The organism is Pseudoalteromonas sp. Angola-30 (assembly GCF_028599215.1).
GTDB lineage: Bacteria > Pseudomonadota > Gammaproteobacteria > Enterobacterales > Alteromonadaceae > Pseudoalteromonas > Pseudoalteromonas atlantica.
On sequence record NZ_JAQREI010000002.1, the window covers coordinates 389,813 to 416,328 of the forward strand.

General features: G+C 40.3%; 18 protein-coding genes, 5 tRNA genes and 1 other RNA gene. 13 read left to right on the forward strand and 11 right to left on the reverse strand.

The genetic code is table 11. The features are described 5' to 3' along the window. Positions 1–63 precede the first annotated feature (63 nt). The gene (locus PSH54_RS04710) at positions 64–1,377 is read right to left on the reverse strand and encodes a peptidoglycan DD-metalloendopeptidase family protein (protein WP_004587523.1); all 1,314 of its coding nucleotides are present in this window, start codon (positions 1,375–1,377) and stop codon (positions 64–66) included. Between the two features lie 379 nt (positions 1,378–1,756). Between PSH54_RS04710 and tyrS the strand changes: the two genes are divergently transcribed. Continuing rightward, positions 1,757–2,956, forward strand: a complete 1,200-nt coding sequence (gene tyrS / locus PSH54_RS04715; RefSeq protein ID WP_273605595.1) for a tyrosine--tRNA ligase — start codon at positions 1,757–1,759, stop codon at positions 2,954–2,956. 70 nt (positions 2,957–3,026) lie between these two features. On the opposite strand, the gene PSH54_RS04720 is transcribed toward tyrS, so the two are convergent. From PSH54_RS04720 to folE2, 4 genes are all read right to left on the reverse strand, one after another. Continuing rightward, the gene (locus tag PSH54_RS04720) at positions 3,027–3,971 is read right to left on the reverse strand and encodes a cobalamin biosynthesis protein CobD/CbiB (protein ID WP_273605596.1); all 945 of its coding nucleotides are present in this window, start codon (positions 3,969–3,971) and stop codon (positions 3,027–3,029) included. Beyond that, positions 3,972–4,679, reverse strand: a complete 708-nt coding sequence (gene mtnN / locus PSH54_RS04725) for a 5'-methylthioadenosine/S-adenosylhomocysteine nucleosidase (RefSeq protein ID WP_004587526.1) — start codon at positions 4,677–4,679, stop codon at positions 3,972–3,974. 119 nt (positions 4,680–4,798) lie between these two features. Further along, positions 4,799–5,395, reverse strand: a complete 597-nt coding sequence (locus tag PSH54_RS04730; protein ID WP_024031608.1) for a DUF2726 domain-containing protein — start codon at positions 5,393–5,395, stop codon at positions 4,799–4,801. Between the two features lie 114 nt (positions 5,396–5,509). Further along, positions 5,510–6,430, reverse strand: coding sequence for a GTP cyclohydrolase FolE2 (gene folE2 / locus PSH54_RS04735; RefSeq protein WP_055254809.1), 921 nt, complete (start codon positions 6,428–6,430; stop codon positions 5,510–5,512). Positions 6,431–6,656: 226 nt separating this feature from the next. Between folE2 and arcB the strand changes: the two genes are divergently transcribed. After that, the gene (gene arcB, locus PSH54_RS04740; RefSeq protein WP_273605597.1) at positions 6,657–8,975 is read left to right on the forward strand and encodes an aerobic respiration two-component sensor histidine kinase ArcB; all 2,319 of its coding nucleotides are present in this window, start codon (positions 6,657–6,659) and stop codon (positions 8,973–8,975) included. 14 nt (positions 8,976–8,989) lie between these two features. Here the strand turns inward: arcB and arcA are convergent, their stop codons facing one another. The 4 genes from arcA to trmB all read right to left on the reverse strand — a co-directional run bounded on the left by arcA (position 8,990) and on the right by trmB (position 13,751). Further along, on the reverse strand, positions 8,990–9,706 hold the full coding sequence (gene arcA, locus PSH54_RS04745) for a two-component system response regulator ArcA (protein WP_004587530.1): 717 nt from the start codon (positions 9,704–9,706) through the stop codon (positions 8,990–8,992). Between the two features lie 490 nt (positions 9,707–10,196). Beyond that, positions 10,197–11,801, reverse strand: a complete 1,605-nt coding sequence (locus PSH54_RS04750) for a HAMP domain-containing sensor histidine kinase (RefSeq protein WP_138578541.1) — start codon at positions 11,799–11,801, stop codon at positions 10,197–10,199. A 154-nt stretch (positions 11,802–11,955) separates the two neighbouring features. Beyond that, entirely contained in the window at positions 11,956–12,981 is a 1,026-nt protein-coding gene (locus tag PSH54_RS04755) for a methyltransferase (RefSeq protein ID WP_054983843.1), read from the reverse strand. A gap of 44 nt (positions 12,982–13,025) precedes the next feature. Continuing rightward, positions 13,026–13,751 (reverse strand): tRNA (guanosine(46)-N7)-methyltransferase TrmB, encoded by a 726-nt coding sequence (gene trmB, locus PSH54_RS04760; RefSeq protein WP_096042234.1) that lies wholly within the window; start codon positions 13,749–13,751, stop codon positions 13,026–13,028. A gap of 161 nt (positions 13,752–13,912) precedes the next feature. Between trmB and mutY the strand changes: the two genes are divergently transcribed. Continuing rightward, on the forward strand, positions 13,913–14,974 hold the full coding sequence (gene mutY / locus PSH54_RS04765; protein WP_273605598.1) for an A/G-specific adenine glycosylase: 1,062 nt from the start codon (positions 13,913–13,915) through the stop codon (positions 14,972–14,974). 33 nt (positions 14,975–15,007) lie between these two features. Then, complete coding sequence (locus tag PSH54_RS04770) at positions 15,008–15,280, forward strand: oxidative damage protection protein (protein ID WP_004587535.1); 273 nt, start codon at positions 15,008–15,010, stop codon at positions 15,278–15,280. A gap of 51 nt (positions 15,281–15,331) precedes the next feature. Here the strand turns inward: PSH54_RS04770 and PSH54_RS04775 are convergent, their stop codons facing one another. Further along, a complete protein-coding gene (locus PSH54_RS04775) occupies positions 15,332–18,106 on the reverse strand; it encodes a hybrid sensor histidine kinase/response regulator (protein WP_064385646.1) in 2,775 nt (924 codons plus the stop codon). Positions 18,107–18,444: 338 nt separating this feature from the next. On the opposite strand from PSH54_RS04775, the gene PSH54_RS04780 reads away from it, so the two are divergent. The 9 genes from PSH54_RS04780 (at position 18,445) to PSH54_RS04820 (ending at position 26,118) form a co-directional block, all read left to right on the forward strand. Further along, positions 18,445–18,520, forward strand: a tRNA-Phe gene (locus PSH54_RS04780). 71 nt (positions 18,521–18,591) lie between these two features. Continuing rightward, positions 18,592–18,667, forward strand: a tRNA-Thr gene (locus tag PSH54_RS04785). Positions 18,668–18,713: 46 nt separating this feature from the next. Then, positions 18,714–18,789: transfer RNA gene (locus PSH54_RS04790), tRNA-Phe, on the forward strand. Positions 18,790–18,846: 57 nt separating this feature from the next. Continuing rightward, positions 18,847–18,922 (forward strand) — tRNA-Thr (locus PSH54_RS04795). A gap of 53 nt (positions 18,923–18,975) precedes the next feature. Next, a tRNA-Phe gene (locus PSH54_RS04800) sits at positions 18,976–19,051 on the forward strand. A 410-nt stretch (positions 19,052–19,461) separates the two neighbouring features. Then, complete coding sequence (locus PSH54_RS04805; protein ID WP_273605599.1) at positions 19,462–20,094, forward strand: putative quinol monooxygenase; 633 nt, start codon at positions 19,462–19,464, stop codon at positions 20,092–20,094. A 222-nt stretch (positions 20,095–20,316) separates the two neighbouring features. Further along, positions 20,317–21,732: a TolC family protein gene (locus PSH54_RS04810; RefSeq protein WP_273605600.1), complete on the forward strand. Its 1,416-nt coding sequence runs from the start codon at positions 20,317–20,319 to the stop codon at positions 21,730–21,732. After that, complete coding sequence (locus PSH54_RS04815; protein ID WP_273605601.1) at positions 21,722–23,038, forward strand: efflux RND transporter periplasmic adaptor subunit; 1,317 nt, start codon at positions 21,722–21,724, stop codon at positions 23,036–23,038. The genes PSH54_RS04810 and PSH54_RS04815 overlap by 11 nt, the downstream gene beginning before the upstream one ends. Then, a complete protein-coding gene (locus PSH54_RS04820) occupies positions 23,035–26,118 on the forward strand; it encodes an efflux RND transporter permease subunit (protein ID WP_273605602.1) in 3,084 nt (1,027 codons plus the stop codon). Before PSH54_RS04815 ends, PSH54_RS04820 begins: the two co-directional genes overlap by 4 nt. Positions 26,119–26,247: 129 nt before the next feature. On the opposite strand, the gene ssrS is transcribed toward PSH54_RS04820, so the two are convergent. Continuing rightward, positions 26,248–26,431, reverse strand: a non-coding RNA gene (gene ssrS, locus PSH54_RS04825) — 6S RNA. Positions 26,432–26,516: the final 85 nt, after the last annotated feature.

Here is a 26,516-nt window from a genome sequence, read left to right on the forward strand (position 1 = left end):
AACACAAAAAAGCCTTTGCAGGTTAACCCTGCAAAGGCTTTTTTAGTATCTATAACTTATACGTTACTTAAGTGCTAGCTGTAGTTCGCGATTGCGTTCAAGCTGTGCAATAAAGTTTTCGGCAATAGGTTTAAACTTAGCAAGTTCAGAGCGTGGTAATGGCTCAGACTTAGGTAACTTAACGGTTTTAGGATTACGGTGTACACCATTTACTAAAAATTCGTAGTGTAGGTGCGCGCCTGTTACACGGCCGGTAGAACCCACGGTACCAATTTTGTCACCTTGTTTAACCTTTTGGCCTGTTTTAACAAGCTTTTTGTTAAGGTGTAAGTACTTAGTTACGTACTGTGTCCCATGGCTTATAAATACGTAGTTACCATTGTACTTACTGTAACCTGCTTTAATTACTTTACCGTTACCCGAGGCTACAACCGGAGTGCCTGTACGTGCTGCGTAATCAATACCACGGTGCGCTCTTACTTGCCCTGTTACCGGATGTAAGCGACGTGGGTTAAAGCTCGAGCTAATATATTTAAAGTTTACCGGCGCACGTAAAAATGCTTTTTTCATGCTGCGCCCTTCAGGCGTATAAAAGCTGCCGTCGGTATGGCGAATAGCCGCATAACGCTGGCCTTGGTTTATAAATTCTGCCGCAATAATTTTACCAGTGCCAATAAACTCGCCATCAACATAATGTGATTCGTAAATTAGCCCAAACTGATCGCCCTTACGAATATCGTTGGCAAAATCCACATCCCAACCAAATATATCAGCAAAGTTCATTATTTGGCGCTCGCTTAAGCCTGCAGCAATTGCTGAGGTCCAAAAGCTGCTAGAAATTTCGCCACCGGCTGTTTTGCTCAGTGTTTCTATTTCTTTGCTATCTATTGATGTGTCGTAATTACCTTCGTCATTTAAGGTAACAAACAAAGTATCTGTTTTTGAAATAACATAACGAAGCTGAGCTAAATCACCGTTTTCTGCTGTTGCAAAACTAAGTATTTCACCTGGGTGAATTTTAGTTAGTTTGCGTGTTTCAGCATTGGTGTTAATTAGCTTGTGAAGCGTTTGCGCTGAAAAGCCAGCACGCTTGAAGATAATTGCTAAATTATCGCCGTTTTTAACTTGATGATCGACTAAGTCGTATTCTGGCAGCTTTTCTGCTGCTTCTGGCGAATTTAATTCAGTTAATTTTTCGTTGTCTTCAACTTTAACTTGTAACTCGTAACGCTTACCAATTTCTAGTGCATTTGCACTATTGTCTTTGGATGCAGTCGCTTTTTCTGAAGGAAGAAAGGCTAAGCCAACAATAGCAGAAACCAAACCTAGAATAAGCAATTTGTGTTTTTTGGGAAGCGTGTTAACCACGTGAACCATAACGTGCCTTTTCTGCTGTCGTGAAAATAAAATATATATTAATGCAGGATATACGTAATAAGGTACGAATACTAGTAAATAAAGCTAAAAGCCCCGCAAATGTTAGTAAAATGACAATTTATAGTTGTTTAAGTTTATCGATTTAAACTGATTCTAAAGTGCGCTAAAATCGGCGTTTAAACACCATTTCTAATTGCCTAACACAGTGAGACTAAGCTTATTGAGTTTAGTTGCATTATTCGCATAAAAAATTGTTTTAATTAGGTAGAAATTTGTTATGTTAGCAACATAAGTGCTTTTGGTTTAAATCTGTTTTAAACCCTTATGTAGCAAGTCATCTAGTTGCCCCTTCGTTGGCAGAATTTTGGAGTAATACACAGTGGATTTACAAACCGCTCTAGCAGAGATAAAACGCGGTGCAGAAGAGATATTAATTGAAGACGAATTAGTTGAAAAACTAAAGTCGGGCAAAAAGTTAAAAATTAAAGCCGGTTTCGATCCTACCGCGCCAGACTTACATTTAGGTCACACTGTACTAATTAATAAAATGAAAACCTTTCAAGATTTAGGTCATGAGGTTATTTTCTTAATTGGTGACTTTACCGGCATGATTGGCGATCCAACAGGCAAAAATGTAACACGTAAACCACTGACCCGTGAAGATGTACTTGCCAATGCTGAGACTTATAAAGAGCAAGTTTTTAAGATTTTAGACCCAGCTAAAACCACCGTTGCGTTTAACTCTTCGTGGATGGAAAATCTGGGTGCCGCAGGTATGATCAAACTTGCAGCTAATCAAACTGTAGCGCGTATGCTAGAGCGTGACGACTTTAAAAAGCGTTACGGTAGCGGCCAACCTATTGCAATTCACGAATTTTTATACCCACTCGTACAAGGTTGGGATTCGGTTGCACTTGAGTCAGACGTAGAGCTTGGTGGTACTGATCAGCGCTTTAACCTTTTAATGGGCCGCGAGCTTCAAAAAGTAGAAGGCCAAAAGCCTCAAACAGTATTAATGATGCCATTGCTTGAAGGCACTGACGGCGTTCAAAAAATGTCTAAGTCGCTTGGTAATTACATTGGTATTACTGATGCGCCAAACGATATGTTTGGTAAAGTAATGTCGATTAGCGACGTACTTATGTGGCGCTACTACGACTTACTAAGTAGCTTATCAATCGAAGAAATTGCAGCGCAAAAACAACGCGTAGAGCAGGGCACTAACCCGCGTGATATTAAGATTGAGCTGGCGAAAGAGTTAATTGCACGTTTTCACAGTGAAGAAGCTGCGCAAGCCGCACACGATGACTTTATCAAACGTTTTCAGAAAAAAGCGCTACCTGATGAAATCCCTGAGCTGACAATTACGATTGCAGAAGAAGGTATTTTAATTGCTAACTTACTTAAAGAAGCTAATTTAGTAGCCAGTACTTCTGAAGCAATGCGCATGATTAAGCAAGGTGCAGTAAAACTTAACGGTGAAGATAAAATCACTGATACAAAACTTGAAGTAGTAAAAGGCACGACCGCTATTTACCAAGTAGGTAAGCGTAAGTTTGCCAACATTACTGTAGCGTAAGCGCAGTTAAAACTAAAAAACCAGCTTAGGCTGGTTTTTTTGTGCGCGAATTTTGGCTGCTAAAAAACCATTAAATCAGCTTTAATATCTCAATACTGATAATGACTAACAGCCAAAATGCACGCGCTTGATTTAATCTATTTATGATCACAGGGACGTCTTCGGCTTTTGGGAGTCGCTCGGTTCCAATACGCATTTTATTAAAACGCTTACCAAAATAAACCGCAGGGCCGCCTAGCTGTACGCCAATAGAGGCGGAGCACACACTTAAAATCCATCCTGTATTTGTTTGATAAAAGTGTCTGCCATAGTGCTTTATGTAATGCATACTTTGTTTACTGGCTTTGCTTGCGGCAATGGTTAATGCAAGTAAGCGTACGGGAATAAATTCGATTATAAACAAAAGTATTTTAAGCGGTTTTAAAAAGTGACTATTAGGTGGTATATCGGCGCGCCAAGCATGCTGCATTAAAGTCAGTAGCCGATACGCTAAAGCGGCAATAGGCCCAAGTAATAAAAATATAAATATAACGGTAAAGTAATTACGGGCAGTTCGTAAAATTAAGCTTTCAATTAAGGCTTTGATAATACCTGGCGCTGAGAGCTTATTGACCTCTCGGGCAAGCAGTGGCTTTACGAGTTCACGCGCGGTAGATTTTTGGTTTTGTTTTACTAACTTTGCAACACGCAGGGCTTTTTTTTCAATCGCTTTGCTTTCTAGGCACAAATATAAAATGAGGCCCGCGAGGAGCTCAGGATAAAAGGCAAATTCAAGCAGTAACACAATAATAATAAGAATAACGCTTAAAACTAGCGCACAGGCAAGAGTGGAGGCTAAATAAAGGTAACTTTTAGGCTCACTTGGTTTATAAACCCGTTTACCTATAGCACTAAATACAGCGGTTAATACTGTATTAGGGTGATACCAGCTTCTTAACGGGAAAAAGCGCTCAGCAATGAGCGCCACAAAAAAGGCAATAAAGTCCAAATGGTTTTGAACAATATTGCTTAGCATTTACAGCGTAACTTTTGTTAGCTTTTCCAATAGTGCAACAACCATTTTTGATGAGTTGATTGATGCAGTCTCTAAGTATTCTTCAAACGATTGCGGCGACTCTTTACCGGCAATGTCAGACATAGAGCGAATAACCACAAATGGCGTATTAAGCGCAAAACATGTTTGCGCAATAGACGCGCCTTCCATTTCTACTGCAAGCATTGTAGGAAAGTCGCTGCGTGCTTTATCAATTCGCACTGGGTCACACATAAATGAATCACCCGTACAAATTAAGCCTACTAAGGTTTTTACTTCGCTAATTTGCGCAATGGTTTGCTCGGCAGCTTCAACTAGTTTTGGGTGTGCGGCAAAGCCTGCTGGCATTTGTGGAACTTGGCCAATTTCGTAGCCAAAAGCGGTTACATCTACATCGTGATGGCGTACTTCAGAAGAGATAACAACATCGCCAACACTTAAAGAGGGATCAAAGCCACCGGCAGAACCTGTGTTGATAACACAGTCAGGATTAAAGTTATCAATTAATAACGTGGTTGCAATCGTTGATGCCACTTTACCAATACCCGATTGCACAAGCGTTACTGTATTACCTGCTAATTCGCCTGTGTAAAAGGTAAACCCTGCTTTTGTTAGCACTTGTGGGTTTTGCATTGCTTCACGTAAAATTTTAACTTCTGGCTCCATTGCGCCAATAATACCAACATTCATAGTGTTTGATTCCTGAGTTTGAATACGTAGATTATACGTGAAGTTAGCAATAAAAAACAAAAAAGCGAGCTGTTTTACGGCTCGCTTTAAATACTTTTAGGAGAGTATTTAATTCTATTTTAAATTTCGGCTAACGCAGTGGTTTGGGCTTTAGCCTGAGAAGGTGACAATACCGCAGGTTTACTTACACGATTACGTGTTGGACGAGCCGATTGCACCGCTGCAGGTTTGCCTAATTTAAACATAATTGCATCGCGCACCTCAGAAGGGCGGTAGCCTGATTTTACTTTCATACGAATATGTGGAATGCCAGCAGATTCTAAAGCGCCGTTTACAAACCAGTCGCGCTGCGCTTTGTGGCCATCTTTATTGGCGTTGTTAACTAAATCGACCGCAGCCACTATCGTCATTTTCTCTTTATCTACCAGCACAAAATCGAGTTGCTTATTTTTAGCTTTAGCTAAAGCTGCACGTTTTGATTTAGCAGAGAGGCCTTGCTTGCAGTCGATTACATCGATGAGTTTGACGCGGCTCACAATTTTGTATTGATCGCCTACCGCACGCTCTAAAAGATTTAAAAATGCACCCTCAACCTGTGTAAACACAGTTTGTTTGCGGGTAAAAGGATAGGGATTGCCGCCATCATCACTAAATTTTGACGCAACCACAGAGGCCCCAACCACTAATACTAAAATTGATAATAAAGCGAATTCCATACGGTAACTCCATAACAACAAATTGACACTGCTCAAGTAAAGCAATTTACGTGCCTAAAAATTGGTTGTTATAGCTAATTACCGTATGTATTTATTATTAATGCAGCAGGGCTGTTAGGCTTTGTAACCGCCCTCAATTCCTTTAACGGCAATCGCGACTGCATCATGCGCATGGAGTGATTCGTAATGATTAATTTGCAGCCAGTAATCACTAAAGTTATCGTTTTCAAGAACCGCTTTAATTTTACGTGCAGCATCTTCACAAAACATTAAATTTTGACCGTTAAGACGGGCAAATTCTTGCTCATCTTCACGTTTTACTGCCGCTTGTACGGGGGTTTTTAGTTCAGCTTCTAATGTATCAATTAAATTTACAACGTCAAATTCACTAATTGTGTTGTCTAGCTTTACTTTAACGTTTGCAATTGAGCGCTGTGAGTGAGGCGTTGCCACAATACCCTGCGTTGTACCTAGCCATGCTAAAACATCTTTTTGATTAAGTGTTTCTTGATTAAACTTTTCGCTAAAAGCATTTTGAATAAGTTGGCGAGCAAGTGCTGCAGAGCATGGACAGGTTGATGAATAAGTAACATCAACGCTTAGCTCGTAGCTAATTACGCTATTTTCAATAGTGCTGGTTAGGGTAATTGGGTAGCTTTTCCAACCTGCTTTACCGCTTAATAACGATTTACGACGCAGCGGTAACTCAAATTTAAACTCTATTTGGGCTTTGTCACTTAATCCTTCGTGGCTGGTGATAAAGGTATCGAGTGCTTGAGCTAAAGTTTGTGGGTTAACTTGTTGCTCTGTTGAGAGTAAATCAAGCGCTAAAAATAAACGCGACATATGAATGCCTTTAGCGTCTTCTTTATGCAAATTAACAAAGGCACGCGCTTTTGCGTTAACGGTAACGGGTGCTAAATCTTTCGATTCAAAAATAAATGGCAGTTCTATTTCGCCCATACCAACCCAGTCTAACTTACCTGTTTGTAAGGCGGGAGCCGTATCAGCTATATCGGGCATGTTGGTTTGCATGTGCGCTACTCGTTATTGGTCATAATAAAGCGCAGCATTTTACACTAAATAATTTATTGCTGAAATGATGAGTTTAACAAGTAGGCAAAAGTAAACATGAAAATTTTCTGTTTTTGTCGCACAACATGAATATAGCTAATAGAAAAATGCTAAAATCTGCTGCAAAATGCGTTTGACTATTAATAGGCACTTTTTATTTATGCCTAGTAACGAGATACACTGACCTATGACCGATTCTTCTTTGAGCCCTTGGGCTCGAGTACTTTCTAGTTTAATAACTCGCTTTGGCGAGTTAAAAACCGCGGCAATGTGCTACGCGCTTTTATTAGGCGTGTCGCTTATATTGTCGAGTATGTTTTATTATGTGGCACTGGGTGAGGTTAATTTAGTTGATATTTTAGCTGTGGTATTTTTTACTGCGGTTGTATCTCCCTTTATGATCAGTATTTTACTCAACTCGATTAGACAATTAGATGCCTCATACGCTTATTTAGACAGCGCCACAAAACAAGAAAAGCTGTTAAACCAAACATTAAAAGATAATATCAACCGCCTCAACATTGAAATAGATGAGCGAAAAATGGCTTTTCATGCCAAGCATCGCGCCATTGAAGAGCTTCGCCGCGAAATAGCAGAGCGTAAAAAAACACAACAAGAACTAGCTCAGCAAGGCATGCTCCTTCGCTCTATTGTCGACTCTTCTCCCGATTTATTTTATTACCGAGATAACAACGGCGTGTTTGCCGGCTGTAATAAAATGTTTGAAGAGGTTATGGGCAAAACCAGCGCTGAACTAATTGGTAAAACAGTGGAGCAGATTTTCCCAAGCTACTTTTTAGCAGAAGTACTCAGAACCGATAAACAAGTCGAGCAAACGCATCAAGCGCTGACAATTGATGTTGAATATATGGTTAATGGTGAAAACCGTTGGTTTGAGCTGCGTAAATTACCGTTTATAAACGATCAAGGTGATTACATAGGTTTGCTTGCATTTGGGCGTGATATAACCAGCCGTAAAGAAGCAGCACAAGCGCTTGAAACAGCCTATAAGGATAAAGGTAAGTTTATAGCAACGCTTAGCCATGAGCTGCGCACGCCATTAAATGGCATTGTAGGCTTAACCCGCATGCTGCTTGATACAGAGCTTAATAAACAGCAACGCAGTTGGTGTAATACGGTGTTTTCGAGCGCTGAAACCTTAGGTAATATTTTTAACGATATTATAGATTTAGATAAAATAGACCGAGAGCAGTTAGATATAGCAACCGACTCTATTAACGTTTCAGACTTTATTAACGATGTAGTGAACTTTGCCGGCTTAATTGCTGAACAAAAAGAGCTTGAATTTTCAATTGAGCGAAATGGCACATTAGATGTTTATGCACTCCTAGACCCAACGCGTTTACGCCAAGTGGTATGGAACTTAATTAATAATGCCGTTAAGTTTACCCAGCATGGCGAGGTAAAACTCACATGTAGCCGAGAAGAGCGTAACGATGGACCGTGGCTTGAACTTAAAATATCAGACACAGGGCAGGGGATCCCAGAGGAACAACTCTCGCGCATATTTGATATGTACTACAAAGCCCCAGATTTAAGCGGTAAAAACGCGATTGGCTCAGGCATTGGTTTAGCCGTAACCAAAGCGTTGGTCAGTGCAATGAAAGGCACTATTTCGGTAACCAGTGCAGAAGGTGAAGGCAGCTGCTTTACAGTACACATACCGCTTAGCTTATGTGTAGCGCCTACCGAACAAAGCTATGCAGGTAGAGGTTTATATATTTTACTTGTAGAGGATGTGCCATTAAATGCTGAAATTGCGACTAACCTGTTAGAGCAGCGCGGCCATGAAGTGATTTGGGCCGAAACAGGTGAAGATGCACTCTCGTTTGTAGAAACCGAAGACGAGCTAGATTTAGTACTACTAGATATGCAACTGCCCGATATAAATGGTGATGAGGTGGCAAGACAAATACGTGCCGATAGCCATTTTGATAAATTACCTATCGTTGCGCTTACAGCGAATGTACGTAGCGCCGAAGAAGACTTAGAAGGTATTTCGGTGCAAGGGGCGCTTGCTAAACCCATTAATACAATAAAGCTTGATAAAATGCTGGCTGATTTGTTTGATATTCAACAAAGTGAATCAGACAAACCGCTGCTAACGGTAAGTAAAGAAGCGCTTGAGGGCATTAATGCAGGTGTGCTTGATGTTGAAACCATTGAAGACTTTGTAAACTCTATGGGGCTTGAAGTATTTAAGCGCAGCAGTGGTTTGTTTGAAAAACTAAACCCGCAATATCAGCAAGAGCTGCAAAGCGCGTTAAATGAAAACGACAGGGAAGAGTACAAATCGGTGGCGCATAAGCTTAAAGGTGCTGCGGGCTCTGTAGGATTAAACGACGTACAGTTACATGCTAAAAAGATGGAACACGGTGCGCTTGACGAATCAGATGAAGTACTAAGAGAATGGTTAGATACATTGGCAGATAAAATAAATGAAGGACAAATTGCCCTTCATTCGTTTTTACAATTATTAGAGTAAGCGGTTTACTCTAATTAAGCGTCGATTTTACCAATAAAGCGGTAACCTTCACCATGGATGGTGCTGATTAGCTCAGAAGTAGAATTATCACTTTCGAAGTGCTTACGAATACGACGAATCGTTACATCTACAGTACGGTCATTAGCGCGAAGCTCACGGCCAGTCATATGCTTAATAAGTTGTTCACGGCTAAAAATACGCCCTGGAGAATCAAGCATTAAACGCAGCGCTCTGTATTCACCTTTAGGTAAACGCTTAGCATCACCATTTGGTGACGTTAAACAACGGCTGTTTTCGTCAAGTTCCCAACCGTTAAATGTAATTACACCGTTGGTTTCTAGCACTGACTCTTCGCCGCCTAGCGCTGTACGGGTAATTAAGTTGCGAGCGCGTATAGTCAATTCACGAGGGTTAAAAGGTTTAGTGATGTAATCATCAGCACCAATTTCTAAACCTAAAATACGGTCTACATCGTTATCACGGCCGGTTAAAAAGATTAAACCGACTTTACGTTTTTGGCGTAATTCACGTGCTAAAATTAGCCCGTTTTTACCCGGTAGGTTGATGTCCATAACTACAAGATTGACGTCATCATTATTTGTAAGCTTGTCATGCATATCATCGCCATCAATGGCTTCAATAACTTTGTAACCTTCAGCTTCAAATAAACTCACGAGGTTTAGTCGAGTTACGTCTTCATCCTCTACGATTAGAATGACTGGCGTTTGCATTATTAATTAACCTTTTTGGAATATTTTATTTACAAAAAATCGAATCTTAACTAAATAATTCGATTACTAGAGATTATAGGATTATACCCAAATGTTAACAAGAAAAAACAAGTTGGATAAAAATAAAACAGTAGGGGTGTTCCAAACTAACCAAAAGGCATTGTGCAAAAACTACTGTTTAATGATATATAACGGATGCAGCTTTTTGAATTATGAAAACGAAGCCATTTCCTTTAATAATTGATACATCCACCAATCGCTTAAAGGTACTAAAAATAATCGCGCAAATTCAAAACGGAATTATATCATTTTATAACCTTTCATCAATGTATGTGATACTGCAAAAGCAATAAAGTTCAGAAATTGTATCGCTTAATTATTAGATCAAGTTAAATAATTAAACATGAAATATCACATGCTCTCTCTATAAGGTCATTAAATGGTAATTCAAGTAAAAAGCGTAAATAAATACTCTTTTTTTAAACACTTTTTATGGAATTGTAATAACAAAGCGTACGCCGGGTTTTGCATCTAGGTCATACAGTATATGCCCGCCTAGCGCTTGGGTAACTAAGTTGTACACTAAGTGCATGCCTAAACCACTTGCCCCTTGGCCCCGCTTAGAGGTTACAAATGGGTCAAATATCCTATTTTTGACATTTTTATCAACGCCTTGGCCGTTATCTGTGTAGATTATTTTTATTTGTGGGCCTGTTATTTCTATATCAAACTTAATTTCGTTATTTTCGCTATTGCTAAAACCATGAATGGCAGAGTTTAAAATAAGCTGTTGGAATATTTGTTGTAGTGGCTCAGATTTACTTTCAATGGTTAAATCACTCGGACAATTGATCACGACGTTAGGCTTTGACTTTATTAACTCTGATTGAATCGACATTAACACATCAGATATTAACCTATGGATGTTTACATGGGTTTTAATCCCATCATCTTGAATTACAGCTACCTTTTTAAAGTTAGAGATAAGGTCGGCCGCACGATTTAGGTTTCTATAAATTAAATCAAGGTTTTCGATACCTTCGTCAATAAAGCGTTTTAATTGGTTAGAAGTAAGAGACTTATTATCAAAACTAAGCTGAATATCGGCAAGTTTATCGCGCAGCAAGGTTGAGCCAGTAATACCTAGGCCAATTGGGGTGTTAACCTCATGGGCTACGCCGGCTACCATTTGCCCTAAAGAGGCCATTTTTTCGTTTTCTACTATTTGTTCTTGGTATTGGTGCATTCGCTCAAGGGTAGAAAGCAGTTCTTGGTTTGCTTCGCGCAGGGCTATTGTTCTTTGGCTTACCTTTTCTTCTAAGCTTTGGTTGAGTTGTTTTATCTCTAGTTTGTCTTTTTCATGACGTTCTATTTGCTTACGGGTGCGAGTAAGCATAATATTTAAGCTGTTTGATAAGGCTGTAACCTCTTTTACGCTGGTGCTGGGTGCGCGTACGTCATAGTTATGATTTTTTGATACGTCTTGTAGCAATACACTTAAGTGTTCAATAGGGTTAGCGATACTTTTTTGTGTTTTTATCGCTATAAAGTACACAAAAAACAAAATAAACAGGGTAAGGAAAATATCTATAATAATTTTTTGTTTTATAAATTCATCTAGGCTTTCTAAACTACCACGCATGTAAACGTAACCCACCACCTGCTCGTTATTAAGCACAGGTGTTATTAGCTCAATGTAGTTGTTGGTCACTCTTGGCTCATTAAGCTCTTTAATACTGTCTACGCGCAGCGGAACAGGTGGGGTTTTTTTAGCATTAAAGCTAATAAAAAATACAGGTTTACTCGATGTTTTTTCTATTGCGTAAATATGAATGTTTTTAACAAGGGGGATTTTATCAAACGACTTTAGGCGTTTTTCTTCTGTTTTTCTGTCGTCTTTTACCAATGAACCTGCGGCATCAAAAGCAACAATATCGGAAAGGATCACGAGCTTGTTTATGATCAGTTCCTTTTGTTCTTTTACACTCATATAAGTGGAAATTGAAACCGATAAAGTTAAACAAATAGCAGTGATAAGCATGATGGTGTTGATCAGCGCTTTTCGAATACTTTTTTGATGTACTTTTTTTGGCATTATTGCTGCATCGCCTAAGCATGAATATTTATATTTAGAACTTTAGTTTAGCAAAAACCATAGAAAGTGAAGGGAAATAGTGAAATTAATTCTGATATTTATTCGAAAGTTAGGCTAAGTATTAATTACACTTAGCCTAACTAAGTATAATTAGTTAGCTACTGTAAACGGCAAATTTGTTATTTTTGTACACAGTGTGGAAGCTACCAAACTGCGCCTCTAAAATTGGCGGGTATTTTAAAAAGCTATTAGCCACTATGCTTAGCTTTCCTACCTTGGTTAAGTGCTGCTTAGCATTTGATAAAAATGCTTCAGCAATTGTGTAGTCGGTCGCTATGCCAGTATGAAAAGGCGGGTTACTAACTATTAAATCAAACTTGCCGCTAATACTTTTTAAGCCATCACTTAAAATTGTGCCGCCTTTAATATTATTAAGCTTTAATGTTTGCTCAGTAGCATAAGTTGCAAGTGCGCTCACATCGCTGCAAGTAAAAGTCAGTGCTGGGTTTTTAATACCTAAAAAAGTGGCTATTAAGCCTGCGCCACAGCCAAAATCCAGTACATTACCTTGTTTAGTGGTAGGGGCATTTTCTAGCAACATTTTTGTGCCAGCGTCTAAAGCGCCGTGGTTAAATACACCTGGAACACTGATAGCATCAAACTCTACTCCTGCTACATTTACTCTAAACGTTTTATGGTAGCGGCTAATCTCAAAGGTTGGGTTGTTCTCTAGTTGCTCAAATGAGAACAAAATACAATGCTTAGCAGAGTCAATTTTATTACTGTACTGCGCTTTGCCCGCGAGCTGTTTTTCTATCGATTTAACGCCACTTTTATTTTCGCCTACCACAAGTAGCTGTGCTTTTTCGTTAATAACGGCGCGAATATTATCAAGTGCCATTAATACTTCAGGCTTTGATTTTGGGTAGTAAAGAATGACTAAATCGTAATCGTTGGCGGCCATTTCATGGTTAACACACACGTTTATGCCATTTATTTTTTTAGCAAATTCACCATTAGCATGGTTATAACTAAATGCGGTGATGGCACTTTGAGGATTTAGCTGCTTTAGCTCTGCTAAAAAGCCATCTTGAACAAAGTTGACCACCAAGATAGATTTTCCCACTAGTTCTTCGCTATTACGAAGTAACAGTAAACTTGGGTTGGTTAATACGCTCATAAATGGCTTTGCCTTACAAATTATTGATTAGTAAATTAGTGTAATTATTTTGTGCGCTCAAACATTAAGTCCCATACGCCGTGACCTAAACGGTGGCCGCGCTGTTCAAACTTAGTTAGCGGGCGCGAATCAGGACGAGGCACGTAGTCGTTGGTAGATGACTGATTTTTATAGCCAGGCGCTGCTTGCATAACTTCTAGCATGTGCTCGGCGTAGTTTTCCCAGTCAGTAGCCATATGAAAAACACCGCCAATTTTTAATTTGCTACGCAGTTTTTCAGCAAATTCTGTTTGCACTATACGGCGTTTATGATGACGCTTTTTATGCCATGGATCAGGGAAGAATAACTGCAGCGTTGTTAAGCTTTCATCAGCAAGGCAGTCAGCGAGTACTTCTACCGCATCGTGTTCAAATACACGTAAATTAGTAACACCGGCTTCATCTGCATCCATTAAACATGCACCAACGCCTGGGCGATGTACTTCAATACCAATAAAGTTTAGGTGCGGTGCATTTTTTGCCATTTCAACTAATGACTTGCCCATACCAAAACCAATTTCTAATACTACATCATTGTTATTGCCAAATACTTGGGCTAAGTCGAGTAGGCCGTTTTTGTGCTCAAGCCCCATAGTTGGCCAGCATTTTTCAATTGCGGCAGCTTGGCCTTTAGTTAAGCGGCCTTCGCGTTTTACAAAACTGCGAATTGTGCGGATATACTTACCTTCTTGCTTAGCTTGCTCAAGGTTGTTGTTACTTGATTCACTCATATTATTGGCCTGACAAAAACAATGTGTTTAAAAATGGTTGCGTATTATCCCTGACCACGCAGCTAATCACAAGTATTAGCGTGTTATAGCGCCTTCATAGCTTGATCTTTTTATTAACTGCAATAGACTGAGCCGCTATTGAGCATGAGTAAAAGTAGTATATGTTGGATTTAAATAAACAGCAGTCAGACAAATTTGCTAACCAAGTGGTTCAGTGGTATCACCTTCATGGGCGTAAAACATTGCCTTGGCAACTAGGTAAAACACCTTATAAAGTGTGGGTGTCAGAAGTAATGTTACAGCAAACGCAAGTTGTTACGGTTATTCCGTACTTTGAAAAGTTTATGGCAAGCTTCCCTGATATCATAGCTTTAGCAAATGCAGATGAAGATTTAGTGCTGCATCATTGGACTGGCTTAGGTTACTACGCACGGGCACGTAACTTACATAAAACGGCCAAAATAGTGCGAGATAAATACCAAGGTAAATTTCCAACTACACTTGAAGAAGTCATGGATTTACCCGGAATAGGGCGCTCTACCGCAGGTGCGGTATTATCGCTGTCGCTTGGCCAGCACCACCCTATTTTAGATGGTAATGTTAAGCGAGTGCTTGCCCGTTATTTTATGGTTGAAGGATGGTATGGGGTAAAAAAAGTAGAAAACCAACTTTGGCATTTGTCTACCCAGTTAACCCCTAAAAACAATGTGACTGAGTTTAACCAAGCCATGATGGACTTGGGCGCCAGCCTTTGCTCTCGCAGTCGCTTTGACTGCCAAGCGTGCCCACTTAATAGCGATTGCGGTGCGTTTAATGCCGGTAAGGTTAAAGAGTTTCCTCATCCTAAACCTAAAAAAGCGGTTCCTAAAAAGAGTTGTCATCAGTTAATAATTCAACATAACGAGAAAGTTTTAATGGAAAAGCGCCCAAGCAGCGGTATTTGGGGCGGTCTGTTTGGCTTTTTTGAGTTCAACGAATACAGCGAAATGGTGTTATTTTTAAATCAGCAAGGCTTAAAAACTGAGCTGGAAGAGCTAACGCCTTTTACTCATGTGTTTTCGCATTTTGAGCTGACAATAAATCCACATGTGCTTAATATTAATAACGTACCGGATGTAGTAAACGATAAACAACTTGTGTGGTACCCACTCGATCAATCTATAGAGGTGGGTTTAGCCGCACCGACTAAAAAGTTGGTTAAACAAATGAGCCCAATAGGTTAAACTATTAGCATTTAGCGCTTAAGAGAGTCAATTATGGCACGTACAGTATTTTGTCAAAAGTTACAAAAAGAAGCCGAAGGGCTTGGATTTCAGTTATACCCTGGTGAACTAGGCGAGAAAATTTTTAATAATATTTCTAAAGAAGCATGGGGCCAGTGGCAGCATAAGCAAACTATGCTAATTAACGAAAAGCATTTAAATATGATGGACCCAGAGCACCGTACGTTTTTAGAAGAGCAAATGGTTGGCTTTTTGTTTGAAGACAAAGACGTAGAAATTGAAGGTTATCGACCTCCTGAAAAGTAATTTTTAGGCATAAAAAAAAGGGCTATATAGCCCTTTTTTTATAGCTATATTTTATAGCGTTTCTTCATCAGTATTCGCTGAGCGCACTTGCTCTTTTAAAAACTGCGCAGCTTTAGAATATTCAATTTCAAGGGTATCTCTTTGCGCTATTAGCTCATCAGTATCAAGCTCTGCATTTCGACACTTCTCTTCAAACTCTTCTGCACATTGCGCAACGGCCTCAGCACCAATAGTTTTAGAGATAGCCTTTAGCTGATGACAAGCACTGCTTATCTCGTCTCTGTCATTAACCATAACGCCGGAATTAATGCTTTTAATTAGGCTTTGGCTTTGCTCTAAAAACATTTTGAAAAAGCGTAATTGTTTGGCTTCGTCGCCGTTTACATAAGTAGATACTGCGTCCATATTAATAGGCATGGCAGGCTTTTGATGAATGACAACAGTTTGGTCTTTATTATGCTTATCATACCAACGCTTTAAGGTATCTTCTAAGGCATTAAGCTCTATAGGCTTAGTAATAAAGTCATTAATACCTACCGCCAGGCAACGCTCTTTTTCACCTTTGAGCGCATTGGCAGTAACCGCAATAATATAAGGCTGAGCGTCTATAGAGTCTAACAACTCGGCTTCATCACGAATTTTTTCAACCATATCGTAACCTGACATTTTTGGCATATGTAAGTCGGTTAATATGAGCGAGTAATTGTTTTGACGCCACATATCTAAACCTTCTTCACCGTTATTTGCCACTTCAACGCCATAGCCAAGTATATGCAGTTGGTCGGTTAAAACTTGCTGGTTTAGTAGGTTATCTTCTACTAATAAAATGAGTTTATTTGCATCGCGTGCTTGTTCAACATTTAAATAATTGTTGAGAGTTTTTGTTTTTTTAATTTGTTTAGGTTGATGCAAGCCTGCAGCTACCAATATCGACATCATAAAGTTAGATTTACAAAGCGGTGAGGCATTAATATAAAATACATTTTTATGGTTTATAGCGGCTTCATCAAGCTTACTTAATACCACTACTTGTTGATTATTATCTTCAAGTGAGTAAATAAGACGACGCAGTAAAGAGTTCACTTTTTCCATATCATCTATGCCATCGACAACCCAGATAATGTCGTGCTGCTCTTGTTGAGCTTCTATTTCTTGCTGGTTGTGCACGTAGGTAATTTTAGCGCCCATAAACGATAAATAGCGGTACATTGCTTTTTCGCGCTCTAAATGATTGCTCACTACCACTACATGTTTGCCATTGAGCGCATTTTTATGTGCGTACTTAATTTTTCCTGAGGTACCAAATGGAAGCTCAACGGTAAATTCGCTACCAATGCCTGCATGGCTAGTTACATTAATAGTACCGAGCATAAGCTCGGTTAAACTTTTACAAATAGAAAGCCCTAAACCAGTGCCGCCGTATTCACGGGTAATTGAGTTTTCGGCTTGCACAAACGGGTTAAATATTTCTCGCAGTTGCGCTTGGGTCATGCCCTTGCCGTTATCGGTTACGCAAAAACGCAGCGTAAAATGATCCGCCGTATTATGGGCCACTTCTACCGATATTTTTACGTGCCCTTGGCGTTTGTCATCAGTACTGGTGAACTTAATTGCATTACTACAAAGGTTATACAGTACTTGGCGAACTCGTATTGTATCGCCAGTTAAATTAGTTGGAATATCTGGCGCAATAGAAAGCTCTAAATCTAATTTGCGCTTTTTAGCAACAGATGAAAGCACGCGAGCCACTTCTTCAATCGTATCAGTAACTGAAAAAGGCGTAGGGTCAATATTTAGCTTACCCGCTTCAATTTTAGAGAAGTCTAAAATATCATCCAAAATACTTAATAGTGAAAACGCTGACTCACGGATAATAGTACTTAAACGATGCTGCGCGCCATCAAGCTCTGTTTGTCTTAATAAATCTATAGTGCCAATAACGCCGTTCATAGGGGTGCGAATTTCATGGCTCATAGTGGCTAAAAAGGTCGTTTTAGTTTCGCTAGCGCGTTGTGCTTTTAATGTCGCTTGCTCTAATGCAATTGTTCTTTGTTGTACTTCGCTCTCAAGGCCAGTTTGTAATTTTTGAAGCTCTTTTTGCGCAGCCTCTTTTTCAGACATTACTGAGTTAACTTTATCTAGCAGCAAGTTAATGTTTTTAGCTACGCCAGATAAGCCTAAGTCTAGTTTTTCACTTACTTTACTGTCGTAATTGCCATTTTCGGTAATCGCTTGAAGTTCTTCATTTAATAAATGACTACTTTTACGTAAGCGAGTATTTATATAGGTATTAAATAGTAGGGCTAATGCAAATAAGGCAAACACGCTTACAATTGCAATAATATAGGCTATTACTTGCGAGTCTTGCTGCGTTAAAGGCGGTGCTGGTAACTGTTGTTTTATTATTAGTTCACCAATAGGCTGGTCGTTCAAAAGCAATATATGGTGCAATACACCTTGCTCAGTTAAATGCTCATTTACTTTTTTAGACTCGATAGCGGGTTTAGTGCTGCTATATACAAGTTGGGTTTCTGATGTGGCATTAAAGCGATAGAGCGTATATTCAAACTCATCATCTAATACTGAAGTAAGCTCAAGTAGCTGGCGAACCTTGCCTTGCCCATACATAGTAAGTGCATCTACCATTGGTAAATCAAGTTGCTGTGCTAGCTGCGTAATACTTACTTTTTGTTTGGCTGCTGGTGCAGGTTGTGTGTTTTGCGAGTAAAACGCAAAGGCAACAATAGCAAGCGCTGTTACTGCAATATTAATTATTAAAAAAAGCGGCAGTAAGCCTTTCACCGGCGAAGAGAATTTACTCTGCATTGATTGTTCCCATTGGTATTTGTTTGTACGATAAGCCCTTATCGTATTTTCACAGTAATCGTATCATTTACGTAAAATAATTCACTACGTTTTTAGTCTGGTTTAATTGATTAAATTAAGGTTTTTTGTGAGTTTTTGTTGGATAAATAAACATTAGTATATAAAAACACGCTTTGTTGTGTGAAAACCGTTCAAACAGTTATAAAGAGTAAAAAAAAAGTTGACTTGTAAGGGCAAAACTCGTTTAATACGCCGCACGCCCAGATGGCTCAGTCGATAGCGCTGAGTGGGAATTGCATTAAAAATCATTTATGATTTTTAATTAGCACTGTTAAAGTGCCTCGATAGCTCAGTTGGTAGAGCAGAGGATTGAAAATCCTCGTGTCCCTGGTTCGATTCCGGGTCGAGGCACCATTTATTAAAGTAGTGGTGTTTAATCAATAGTTTAAACGTTATTACGCGTGCCTTAGCACACAGTTTAGTGTGCCGACTTAGCTCAGCTGGTAGAGCAACTGACTTGTAATCAGTAGGTCAACCGTTCGACTCGGTTAGTCGGCACCATTTATTCAAATTAAATGTTTTAAATATTTAATTGCACAGTTTTTGTGCCTCGATAGCTCAGTTGGTAGAGCAGAGGATTGAAAATCCTCGTGTCCCTGGTTCGATTCCGGGTCGAGGCACCATTTACTTTAAGTTCTCAATCTTTAAAATTGAACGTGCCTTAGCACACAGTTTAGTGTGCCGACTTAGCTCAGCTGGTAGAGCAACTGACTTGTAATCAGTAGGTCAACCGTTCGACTCGGTTAGTCGGCACCATTTATTTTAGTTAAAGGTTTGAATATATAGCCTTTAGCTGGCACTACTTAAGTGCCTCGATAGCTCAGTTGGTAGAGCAGAGGATTGAAAATCCTCGTGTCCCTGGTTCGATTCCGGGTCGAGGCACCATTTATATTAAAGCCCTGCATACACATGCAGGGCTTTTTTTTGCTTAAAATTTATTATGGACAAAACAGTCCATATTAATTGGGTATATCCTCTCTTTTTCTCCCTTGTTTGCATGCGCATAATTACCTCATCAAAAGGTTAGGTGCTGTTATTACTCACTCCATTTACTCACTCAATATGATTGATTTAAAGTAATAAAGTGCAGGGTACCTTTAGCCTTAATAATGCCAATCCGCAGTAATACTTAATCATTTTGCGGGGCTAAACGTGTCGCTACCGGCGTTAAAAATTCTTATTTAGAACAACTAAATAACGGCTTTTTTGCCTAGCTATCAACATGTTTTTCAAGCCTCAAAATAGATCACTTAATTAAGCGTATTGGTATAAGTAATTTAAAGCTGGAGCTAATTATGATCACGCAAGTTGTTAAGTTTGAAATTAAAGACGAGCACATCGCACAATTTAAAGCGCTACTAGAAGAAGACAAGCAAGGCGCTAAAGCCGAAACAGGTCTTATAGAGATGCGTTTATATCAGGATAAAAACGAGCCAGGCGTCTTTTTTGCTTATGAGCGTTTTGAAGATCAAAATGCAGTTGATTACCATGGCGCACAAGATTACACACAAACGTTATTAAGTGCGTTGCCTGAAATCAGCCAATCGGCGCCACAGGTCATGTTATTAGAAGATACAGTGCCAGCTCCGCTGCATGAGCGTAATACAAAAGTTGTTAACCCTGAAGATGATATATGTATTGTGTTTTTTATTTTTAAGATTAAGCCAAGTTTTAAAAATAAAGTCATTGAGCGTTTCGCAACTCATGTAACGCAAACGCGCAGCCAGGAGCCTGGTAACTTAGTGTTTGATTTATATAGTATTGAAAATAACGACGATACATTAGTGGTTTATGAACATTGGCGCAGTGAATCTGCGTTGTGGGATATTCACTTTAAACAGCCGTACGCAGTAAAAACAAGCGAATTATTAGCGCAAGCAGTTGTTGGCGATATGCAGCAATATATGAGCTTCGTTAAAGAAATTTAAAGGCTTGTGTTTAACAGCATTACTTATCCCATTTAGCAAATAGCGTATTACACGCTATTTGCTTTTTTGTATAAATACCCTCCAAATTCCCTGCCGGTTTTTATAATAACTGACTATTATGTTAATTCATCGCAACGTATGTAATGTTATGTAAAGTAAGTTGAGCAAAATTTGCCAAAGTGCTTGAATTACATTCATAAATGGCAGTAATTTAGGTTAACTATGATTTGGCAAACTAAGCCAACTTTATTGGCTCTTAGCTTGGTATTGTTGAGCGGCTGTGCGGGTACGCTAAACCCTCAGCAGCGCGAGCAAGCACCCCGCGACATTGCAGCGACATGGCAACATGGTTTAGCACAAAATGCACTTGCAGTAGATGAGCAATGGCTGCAAACCTTAGAAAACCCTTACATTGAAAATCTTGTTAATAAGGCACTTAATAATAATCAGGCCTTGTTGCAAAGTGCCTACGATGTACAAATACAAAAGCAGCAATTAATAATTTCAGGCTCTGCGCTTTGGCCCGATCTTGATTTATCTGCGCAAACTAGGCGCAGTAAAGACAATAGACCTGTAAGTTATGATAATGCCAGCTCTGTCACGCTAGAGCTAAGCTATGAAGTAGATGTGTGGGGTAAGTTATCTGATGCTAAACGCCAAGCCAACCTAAACTACTTAGCGCAACAAGCTAGTTTTGAGCAAGCTAAGCAGCAAGTGGTGGCCGATGTTGTCACCGGCTGGTTTGATTTAGTAACCGCCCAGCAGTTACTCGATTTATATAAACGCCGAGAAGAAAACGCACAGCAAAACTTAGATATTATTGAATCAGGCTACCGCCAAGGTATTAATGAAGCACTCGATGTATATTTAGCCCGTAATGAGCTTAATAACGAGCGTACGCGTATTGCTAATCAACAAGCCACGCTTGTAAGCGCGTCGCGTTCTTTAGAGCGCTTATTAGGCGACTACCCCAAAGGCGATATATCAGCAGAGGTTGAGCTGCCTGTTTTTCTTTCGCCAATTAATACCGGTATTCCCTCTGAGCTAATTACACGCAAGCCTCAATTGCGCGCAAGCTGGTACCAGTTATTAGCAAGCGATGCAGGCCTAGCCTATGCACATAAACAGCGTTTCCCTAGTTTAAACTTATCAGCAAGCGTGAGTGATAGCACCGATAGAGTGAGCGATTTATTCTCGCCATCAAGCTTAGCGTGGTCTTTATTAGGCAGTATTTCTGCGCCAATATTCAATGGTGGCCAGCTAAAAGCAAATGAAGAAATAGCACGCTTAAATGCACAAAAACAAGAACAAGCGTATTTAGATACCTTGTACGATGCATTCAGCGATGTTGAAAACGCAATTACTCAGCAGCAATCCTTGCAAGCCAGTTATAAAAGCACGCTAGAGGCGCAAGAAAACGCCCTTGCAGCAGAGCAACTGTCGTTTGAGCAGTACCAAAGCGGCTTAGTAACTTACACTACTGTGCTTGATGCCCAGTCCCGCTCTTTTGATGCGCAAAGCTCACTCATTGAAACAAAAAACCAGCTAATTGCTAACCGAATAAACCTATACGTTGCCCTTGGCGGCGATTTTAACGCCCCAACAAGCGAACCTAAGAGCAATAACGATGAAAACTAAATCAGCAAAACTTTTAATCCCAGCCGTAGTGGTGGTGGCCACCATTTTAATTGTTATGTTTATTAAGGGTAATCCACCTGAAGCAAAACGTTTTGGCTCACCTCCTAAAGCCACGGTGAGCGTATCGGTAAAAAAGATTGAGCCACAAGATTACTTAATTTTTATTGATAGCTATGGCACGGTAAAGCCGCGTACACAAAGTTTGTTAGTTGCTCAAGCATCTGGGCAAATTAATAAAGTAAGTGATGATTTTAGAGAGGGTGGTTTTTTTGAAAAAGGCGATGTACTGCTACAGCTAGACGATAGAGATCATCAAGCTGAGGTCAAATCGGCGCAGGCAGCATTACTTACTGCAGAGCAAAGTTTGTTAGAAGAAAAAGCCCGCGGCCAACAAGCAATTACTGATTGGAAGCGTTTAGGCGGCTCATCGCAAGCGAGCAGCTTAGTACTTCGCGAGCCCCAACTAGCGGCTGCACAAGCACAAGTACTTTCAGCACAAGCCGCACTTGAAAAAGCACAGCTTGATTTAGAGCGTACCCAAATTACAGCGCCTTACGCTGGGCGTGTGCTTAGTCGTAATGTAGACCTTGGCCAAGTGGTAAGTGAAAACACAGAACTTGCAACTATTTATGCCATAGACAGCGTTGAAGTGCGCTTACCAATTAAAAATAAAGACCTTTCGTATATTAGTTTGCCAGAGCAATACAGAGATGGCAGTAAAAACCAAGCCGGCTCACTCGTTAAGTTTAAATCTGACTTAGTGGGCGAGCAAACATGGCAAGGGCAAATAATACGCACTGAAGGCGCTATCGATGAAGGCGCACAGCAATTGTATATTGTTGCGCAGATAAATGACCCTTACAAAGCCACGGCTAATAACCAATACCCAATTAAAATTGGGCAATACATTACTGCGCAAATTAGCGGTAAAACAGTGCCTGATGCGTTAATAATCCCTAATAGTACTATTTACCAAGGCAGCTACGTGTATGTGGTTGAAAAGGGGCTGTTAAAGCGTAAAAACATTACGCTTGCATGGCAAAATGCTACACAAGCTATGGTAAAAACAGGCCTTAATGCAGGCGATAAGTTAGTAATTACACCGCTTGGGCAAGTAAGTTCAGGCACAGCAGTAAGCATTTTAGGCGAAACCGATACGCAAAATATGCGAGCAAAAGGCCCAGATGGCGCAGGTAAAGGTAAGCGTCCATCGCGTGAGCAGCTAGAAAAAAAAGCGCAAGAAATGGGAATTAGTGTTGAAGAGCTAATACAAAAACGCCGCGCTGCACAAGGAGATAAGCCATGATTGCTTGGTTTACAAAAAACCATGTAGCAGCCAATTTATTGCTTATTACGTTACTGCTATCGGGTTTATTTAGTTTATCGAGTCAAATACCGCTTGAGGTGTTTCCATCGTTTGAAACAGATCGCATAAGTGTAAGCGTTACTTTGCGCGGCTCAACCCCTGAGGATGTAGAGCAAGGGGTTACCATTCGAATAGAAGAAGCCGTTCAAGATTTAGAAGGTATAGAGCAAATATCTAGCCGCTCATCTGAGGGCTCTGCGTCGGTAACCATAGAAGTAGAAAGTGGCTACGACCCGCGCGAGTTATTAGCCGATATAAAAAGCCGTGTAGATGCTATAAACACTTTTCCGGCCGATGCTGAAAAGCCCATTGTGGCGCTTGCCGAGCGAAAACGCGAAGTAATAGCTGTTACCGTAGCGAGCGATTACGGTGAAAAAGAAACCTTAGAATACGCCGAGCAAGTACGCGACGATATTTTACGCCTTCCGAATGTAACGCAGGTTGAGCTAAGTGGTGTACGCGATTACGAGCTCGCCATAGAAGTAAGTCAAGATACACTTCGCCAATACAACTTAACCCTTGCGCAAATATCTACCGCTGTGGCTAAGTCGAGCTCTGATATTTCGGCTGGTAATTTAAAAACAGAAGGGGGCGATGTACTTATAAGCTCAAAAGGGCAAGCTTACCGAAAAGATGAATTTGCAAACATTGTAGTTAAAAATCAAAGCGACGGTACAGTAATACGCTTAGGTGATATAGCAAACATTAATGATGACTTTGAAGAGACCCCTGTACGTACACGTTTTAACGGTAAACAGGCCGCCTTTATAGATGTATACCGCATAGGGCCGCAAAGTGCGATAGATGTCGCAGATGATGTAAAAAACTACATAGAGTCTAAGCAAAGCTCCTTACCACAAGGTTTTGAATTAAGTTACTGGGATGACGACTCTCAAGTTGTAAAAAGCCGTATTGCTACGCTAACCAGCAGCGCCCTACAAGGGGGCATTTTAGTACTGGCTTTGCTAACCCTATTTTTACGCCCAGCCATTGCATTTTGGGTGTTTATTGGTATTCCTGTTTCGTTTATGGGCGCATTTATTGCGATGCCTATTTTTGGTGTAACCCTTAATATTATGAGCTTATTTGGCTTTATTTTAGTACTGGGTATTGTGGTGGATGACGCCATAGTAACGGGGGAGAACGTTTATACTCATTTAAAAACCGCAGAGTCGGGCGAACAAGCTGCCATTTTAGGCACGCAAGAAGTTGCAACACCAGTTACCTTTGGGGTACTAACAACCGTAGCGGCCTTTTTACCTTTAGCGTTTATTGAAGGCGCGCGGGGTGCCTTGTTTGCACAAATTCCGGTGGTGGTTATTCCGGTATTACTGTTCTCGTTAATTGAGTCTAAGTTTGTGCTGCCAGCTCATTTAAAGTACATAAAACTACGTAATCAAAAAACAAAATCATCAAAGCTTGAAGTACTTCAGCAGCGTTTTGCAGACGGATTTGAAAGCGCTATTTTAAAATACTATCAGCCTATTTTAGCTAAAGCATTGCGCTATAAATTAGCGACGGTGAGTTTGTTTGTTGGTGTGTTTTTTATAATTTTAACTTTAATAACCAGTGGTTGGACTAAGTTTGTATTTTTTCCGCGTATCCCAAGCGAAACCGTACGAGTAACATTAACCTTGCCAACAGGCACGCCGTTTGAAGTTACCAATAAGTATGTAATGGATATGTCGCAAAAAGCGCAGTTATTGCAAGACAAATACCGCGATGAAGATACCGGTGAAAGCGTTATATTAAATATTTTAGCCTCAACCGGTGGGCGTGGTGGCGTGTCTAACTCAGGCAGTGTGCGCTTTGAAATAACCCCTGCAGAGAGCCGCGACTCAGACATTGGCTCACGCGAGCTGGTAAGTGAGTGGCGCGATTTAATAGGGATTATTCCTGGCGCCGAAAGTTTAACCTTTAGGGCTGAAATAGGACGCAGCTCAGACCCTATAGATGTGCAGCTAAGTGGTACATCGCTCGATACGTTACAAAAAATTGCCGAAAGCGTTAAAGCGCGCTTAAGTACTTACCCAACCGTATTTGATATTGCCGATAGCATGTCTGATGGTAAAGAAGAGTTGCAAATAGAGCTTACCGAGCAAGGTTTTGCTTTAGGCTTAAACCGAGTTGATGTAGCAAACCAAGTACGTAACTCGTTTTTTGGCTCGCAGGTGCAGCGTATTCAACGCGGGCGTGACGACGTGCGCGTTATGGTACGCCTACCTATTGAAGAGCGCCGCTCTGTAGCCGACTTACAAAATATACTTATTACTACGCCTACGGGCGGCTCGGTGCCACTTTCGCATGTAGCTACATTAATTGCAGGGCAAAGCCCATCTACGATTAACCGAATAGACCGCTACCGCACACTTAACGTGACTGCCGACATAGAAAAAAGCAATACCAACATGACCGCGCTGCAAGCCGACCTAACTGAGTATTTAGATGAATTAATGCAGCAATACCCAGGTGTTGATTACAAGCTAGAAGGTGAAGCTAAAGAGCAAAGAGAGTCGTTTGGCTCGCTTGCTTGGGCATTGTTATTTGTATTTTTTATTATTTACTCACTATTAGCGATACCGCTTAAATCGTACATGCAGCCAATTATTGTAATGAGCGTAATACCGTTTGGCATGATAGGCGCTGTAATAGGGCACTGGGTTATGGGGATGGAGTTAACCATTATGAGCTTACTTGGTATGTTGGCACTTATTGGTGTGGTGGTTAACGACTCACTTGTGTTGGTCGACTTTATTAATAAAAAACGCAGTGAAGGCGGCAAAATTATTGATGCGGTTAAACTTGCAGGGGCTGCACGTTTTCGCCCAGTAATGCTCACAAGTTTAACCACCTTTATTGGTTTAATGCCGCTACTATTTGAAAAGGCGACACAAGCACAGTTTTTAATTCCAATGGCAGTAAGCCTTGGCTTTGGTATTGTGTTTGCTACGTTTATTACGCTTATATTAGTGCCAGTAAACTATATGCTGATGGAGCGTTTTCAAAGCTGGTTTAGATAAATAACGAAATGTGTTCTAGGACTAAGCTGTGGTTGATTAATATCAATTGCAGCTTTTTTTTGCTAAAAATTTATAAAGGTAATAATGGGTATTAAAAACAGGAAAGTAGCAAAAAGATAGGTAAGAAAAGTGTTCCCCAAGCGTGCGGTATCCGGCGTCAGTCCTGAAACCAGAAGGTTTCAGGGCGGAAAGCTGCGGTCTACCGTAGGCTTCTCGGTACATGCCGAGCTTGCACAATAGTAGACGAACAGAAATCCTGGTATAAAATTTATCGGCTCAGGGACTTAACCAAACTCCGGCACCCCAGGGAACAAGTTCAGTATATAAGACATAATCCATTCCTTAAACCCCAAACGTAAAAAATTGAACCGTTCGAGCAGTTTTTGCCCGCTGGTAAC

What these genes read in the sequence shown, in the direction of transcription:
- PSH54_RS04820 (WP_273605602.1), top strand. Translation starts at nt 23,035, where the DNA reads ATGATTGCTTGGTTTACAAAAAACCATGTAGCAGCCAATTTATTGCTT.
- arcB (WP_273605597.1), top strand. Translation starts at nt 6,657, where the DNA reads ATGACCGATTCTTCTTTGAGCCCTTGGGCTCGAGTACTTTCTAGTTTA.
- trmB (WP_096042234.1), bottom strand. Translation starts at nt 13,751, where the DNA reads ATGAGTGAATCAAGTAACAACAACCTTGAGCAAGCTAAGCAAGAAGGT.
- PSH54_RS04750 (WP_138578541.1), bottom strand. Translation starts at nt 11,801, where the DNA reads ATGCCAAAAAAAGTACATCAAAAAAGTATTCGAAAAGCGCTGATCAAC.
- PSH54_RS04730 (WP_024031608.1), bottom strand. Translation starts at nt 5,395, where the DNA reads ATGGAATTCGCTTTATTATCAATTTTAGTATTAGTGGTTGGGGCCTCT.
- PSH54_RS04805 (WP_273605599.1), top strand. Translation starts at nt 19,462, where the DNA reads ATGATCACGCAAGTTGTTAAGTTTGAAATTAAAGACGAGCACATCGCA.
- PSH54_RS04770 (WP_004587535.1), top strand. Translation starts at nt 15,008, where the DNA reads ATGGCACGTACAGTATTTTGTCAAAAGTTACAAAAAGAAGCCGAAGGG.
- mutY (WP_273605598.1), top strand. Translation starts at nt 13,913, where the DNA reads ATGTTGGATTTAAATAAACAGCAGTCAGACAAATTTGCTAACCAAGTG.
- PSH54_RS04775 (WP_064385646.1), bottom strand. Translation starts at nt 18,106, where the DNA reads ATGCAGAGTAAATTCTCTTCGCCGGTGAAAGGCTTACTGCCGCTTTTT.
- mtnN (WP_004587526.1), bottom strand. Translation starts at nt 4,679, where the DNA reads ATGAATGTTGGTATTATTGGCGCAATGGAGCCAGAAGTTAAAATTTTA.
- PSH54_RS04755 (WP_054983843.1), bottom strand. Translation starts at nt 12,981, where the DNA reads ATGAGCGTATTAACCAACCCAAGTTTACTGTTACTTCGTAATAGCGAA.
- PSH54_RS04810 (WP_273605600.1), top strand. Translation starts at nt 20,317, where the DNA reads ATGATTTGGCAAACTAAGCCAACTTTATTGGCTCTTAGCTTGGTATTG.
- folE2 (WP_055254809.1), bottom strand. Translation starts at nt 6,430, where the DNA reads ATGCAAACCAACATGCCCGATATAGCTGATACGGCTCCCGCCTTACAA.
- PSH54_RS04710 (WP_004587523.1), bottom strand. Translation starts at nt 1,377, where the DNA reads ATGGTTCACGTGGTTAACACGCTTCCCAAAAAACACAAATTGCTTATT.
- PSH54_RS04720 (WP_273605596.1), bottom strand. Translation starts at nt 3,971, where the DNA reads ATGCTAAGCAATATTGTTCAAAACCATTTGGACTTTATTGCCTTTTTT.
- PSH54_RS04815 (WP_273605601.1), top strand. Translation starts at nt 21,722, where the DNA reads ATGAAAACTAAATCAGCAAAACTTTTAATCCCAGCCGTAGTGGTGGTG.
- arcA (WP_004587530.1), bottom strand. Translation starts at nt 9,706, where the DNA reads ATGCAAACGCCAGTCATTCTAATCGTAGAGGATGAAGACGTAACTCGA.